The sequence below is a fragment of the Mizugakiibacter sp. genome, from assembly GCF_039680435.1.
GTDB lineage: Bacteria > Pseudomonadota > Gammaproteobacteria > Xanthomonadales > Rhodanobacteraceae > Mizugakiibacter.
In genome coordinates this window covers 1-3,428 of sequence record NZ_JBDKSX010000099.1, presented here as the reverse complement: position 1 = coordinate 3,428, position 3,428 = coordinate 1, and the positions used below count along the sequence as shown (strand labels likewise).

General features: G+C 77.3%; 3 protein-coding genes. All 3 read left to right on the top strand.

Going from position 1 to position 3,428, the window contains the following annotated elements; genetic code table 11:
• Nucleotides 1-1,602, top strand: a 1,602-nt coding sequence (locus tag ABFC67_RS10690) for a DegV family protein (protein ID WP_346738017.1), incomplete at its 5' end; no start/stop codon positions are given.
• A gap of 211 nt (nucleotides 1,603-1,813) precedes the next feature.
• Complete coding sequence (gene plsY / locus ABFC67_RS10685) at nucleotides 1,814-2,455, top strand: glycerol-3-phosphate 1-O-acyltransferase PlsY (protein ID WP_346738016.1); 642 nt, start codon at nucleotides 1,814-1,816, stop codon at nucleotides 2,453-2,455.
• Nucleotides 2,455-3,428: biotin--[acetyl-CoA-carboxylase] ligase (locus ABFC67_RS10680; RefSeq protein WP_346738015.1), on the top strand; the 974-nt coding region annotated here is incomplete at its 3' end. The genes plsY and ABFC67_RS10680, both read left to right, overlap by 1 nt.

Below are 3,428 nucleotides of genomic sequence, written 5' to 3'. Positions count from 1 at the left end.
GCACGCGGCGCGGCCGGCCTGCTGCGCGCGGCGGCCGCGGCTGCCGTGGACGGTGCGCGCGGCAATTCCGGCGCGATCCTGGCACAATTCCTGTGCGGCGTCGGCGCCGGCGCCGGCGACGCGCCGCGGCTGACCGCGCCGGTGCTGGCGCGCGCGGTGGCGCTGGGCGCCGAGCAGGCGCGCGGCGCCGTGGCCGAGCCGCGCGAAGGCACCATCCTTTCGGTGATCGGCGCGTTCGCGCAGGCGCTGCGCGAGCACGTGGCCGACGGCCGCCACGATCTGCGCGCGGCGTTCGCCCACGCGCTGGAAGCGGCGCGCGCGGCGCTGTCGCGCACGCCGCAGCAGTTGCCGGCGCTGCGCCGCGCCGGCGTGGTGGACGCCGGCGCGCAGGGCTTCGTCGAGCTGCTCGAAGGCATCGCCGACTTCCTGCGCGAGGGCCGCCGCGTGCGCGTCGCCGACGCCGCCTACGTCGGCGAGGCCGGCGCGATCGCGCGCGCCGAGGCCGGCGACGACCGCCACCGCTACTGCGTCGAATGCGTCGTCAGCGGCGACGCGCTGCCGCGCGAGGCGATCCTGGCGGCGCTGCGCGCGCTGGACGGCGGCAGCCTGGTGCTGGCCGGCACGCCGGCGCGGCTGCGCGTGCACATGCATCTCGATGCGCCGCAGCGGCTGTACGACGCGCTCGCCGCGTTCGGCGAGGTCGGCGCGCAGAAGGCCGACGACATGCACGCGCAGCAGCACGCGGCGACGGCGGCGGCGCGCGTCGCCGTGGTGGTCGATTCCGCCGCCGACCTGCCCGAGGCGGCGATCGAGCGCTACGGCATCGGCGTGGTGCCGGTGCGGGTCGGCCTGGGCGCGCGCGATTACCTGGACAAGGTCGCGATGAGCAACGCCGAGCTGTACCGGCGCATGCGCGCGAGTCCGGAGCTGCCGCGCACCTCGCAGCCGCCGCCGGGCGACTTCCGGCGCCTGTTCGAGGTGCTGCTGAGCCACCATCGCGAGCTGGTCTACGTCGGCATTTCGCGCGCGCTGTCCGGCACCTTCCAGGCGGCGGAGAGCGCGGCGCGCGCATGCGGCGGACGCGTGCACCTGTTCGATTCGGCCACCGCCTCGTGCGGGCAGGGCCTGTACGCGCTGCTCGCGGCCGAGCGCGCGGCGGACGGCGCGGACGCGGCGGCGGTGCTGGCCGCGCTGCAGGCCGAGCGCGGCCGCGTGCGCACCTACGCCATGGTGCGCGAGCTCGACTACGCCGTGCGCGGCGGGCGCCTTCCGGCCTGGAGCCTGCCGCTGACGCGCTGGCTGAAGCTGGCGCCGCTGCTGCGCGCGAGCGCCGACGGCCGCCTGCGCTTCGCCGGCGCGGCGTTCGGCGCGCGCGCGCCGGAGCGCTTCGCCGCGTGGCTGGCGAAGCGCGAACGCGGCGCCGCGCCGCGCGTGCTGGTCGGCCACTGCGACAACCGCGCCGAGGCGGAACGCCTCGCCGCATCGCTGCGGCAGCGGCTGGCGCTGGCGGAAACACCCGCGATCGTCGAGGTCGGCGCGGCGATCGGCGCGCACGCCGGGCCGGGCACGCTGGTGGTGGGCGTCGCCGCCGGCGAAGGCTGACCGTCGGGCGCCGACACGCCGCTTTTCTCCCCCTCTCCCCGCGGGAAGGAGTGGCGCGAGGGGCCGTCCGCAGGCCGGCCGCATCCCCGCGAAGCGCGCGTTCCCTTGCCCCTCCGGCGCGGAGCGGGGGCGGCCGCGGGCGCGAAGCGCGCCCGGCCGCGGCCCGCTTGCGTCGAACAACTTCCCGAAGCATTACGGCTAGACTCGCCGCATGCTCACGCTCGCCAAACTGCTGCTCGCCTACCTGCTCGGCTCGCTGTCCGGCAGCCTGCTGCTGGGACGCCTGCGCGGCGTCGACATCCGCACCCAGGGTTCCGGCAACGCCGGCGGCACCAATGCGCTGCGCACGCAAGGCTGGCGCTTCGCGCTGGGCGTGGCCGCGATCGACGTCGGCAAGGGCGCGCTGGCGGCGTGGCTGGGCCTCGCGCTGTGGCCCGCGGCGTCCGCGCTGCCGACGCCGGTGCAGGCGCTGGCCTGCGTGTTCGCCGCCGCGCTCGGCCACATCTATCCGGCGTTGTTCGGTTTTCGCGGCGGCAAGGGCGCGGCGACGCTGATCGGCGGCGTCGCGGTGCTGCTGCCGGTCGCGCTGGCGCCGCTGCTGGCGCTGTGGCTGCTGGTGTTGCTGTCCACCGGTTACGTGGGGCTCGCCACGATCTGCGCCGGCCTGGCGTTGCCGCTGGCCGCGCTGCTGGCGCCGGCGCCGCTGCGCAACGCGTTCGCGCTGTTCGGCGTCGCCGCGGCGCTGCTGCTGCTGTGGACGCATCGCGGCAACCTCGCGCGCCTGCGCGCCGGCCGCGAGCACCGCTTCGAGCGCGCGCGCGTGCTGCCGCGCCTGCTGAAGCGGAGTGGCTGATGGAGCCGCGCGCGCTGGTCGAACTGCTCGCCGCCGGCGCGCCCGTCTCGGGCGCGGCGCTGGCCGCGCGCCTCGGCGTCACCCGCGCGGCGGTGTGGAAGCAGATCGAGGCGCTGCGCGCGCGCGGGCTGCCGGTCGAGGCGCAGGCCGGGCGCGGCTACGCGCTGCCGCATGCGGTCGAGCTGCTGGACGCCACGGCGATCCGCGCCGCGCTGCCGGCGGCGACGGCGTGGCGGCTGGGTGCGCTGGAGGCGCACTGGGAACTCGACTCCACCTCCAGCGAACTGCTGCGCCGCGCCGCGCGGGGCGCGCCCGATCTTTCGTTCGTGCTGGCCGAAACGCAGAGTGCCGGCCGCGGTCGGCGCGGGCGCGCCTGGCTGTCGCCGCCGGCGCTGAACCTGTATCTGTCCTGCCTGAAGCGCTTCGACGCGGGCTATGCCGCACTGTCCGGACTGTCGCTGGCGATCGGTGTTGCGCTGATGCGCGCGCTGGCCGACGCCGGCATCGGCGGCGTCGGCCTGAAGTGGCCGAACGACGCGCTGGCCGACGGCCGCAAGCTGGCCGGCATCCTGGTCGAACTCGGCGGCGAATTCCTCGGCCCCTGCCACGCGGTGATCGGCATCGGCGTCAACCTGCGCCTGCCGCCCGCGCTGCGCGCGCAGGCCGGGCAGCCGGTCACCGACCTGGCGACGCTGGCCGGCGGCGCGCCGCCCGGACGCAACGCGTTCGTCGCGCGGCTGGTCGCGCGGCTGGTCGAGGCGCTGGATCGCTTCGCCGCCGAAGGCTTCGCCGCGTTCGCCGAGGACTACGTGCGCCATGATCTGCTGCGCGGTCGCGCGCTGCGCGTCAGCGGCGCGCAGGGTGCGTTCGACGGCGTCGGCGCCGGCATCGACGCGCGCGGCGCGCTGCGCGTCACCCGCGCGGACGGCGGCACGGTCGGCGTCGACAGCGCCGAGGTCAGCGTGCGCGCGGC

Bases quoted from the DNA above. Each gene is read 5' to 3' on its own strand.
- plsY (WP_346738016.1), top strand. From the start codon at position 1,814: ATGCTCACGCTCGCCAAACTGCTGCTCGCCTACCTGCTCGGCTCGCTG.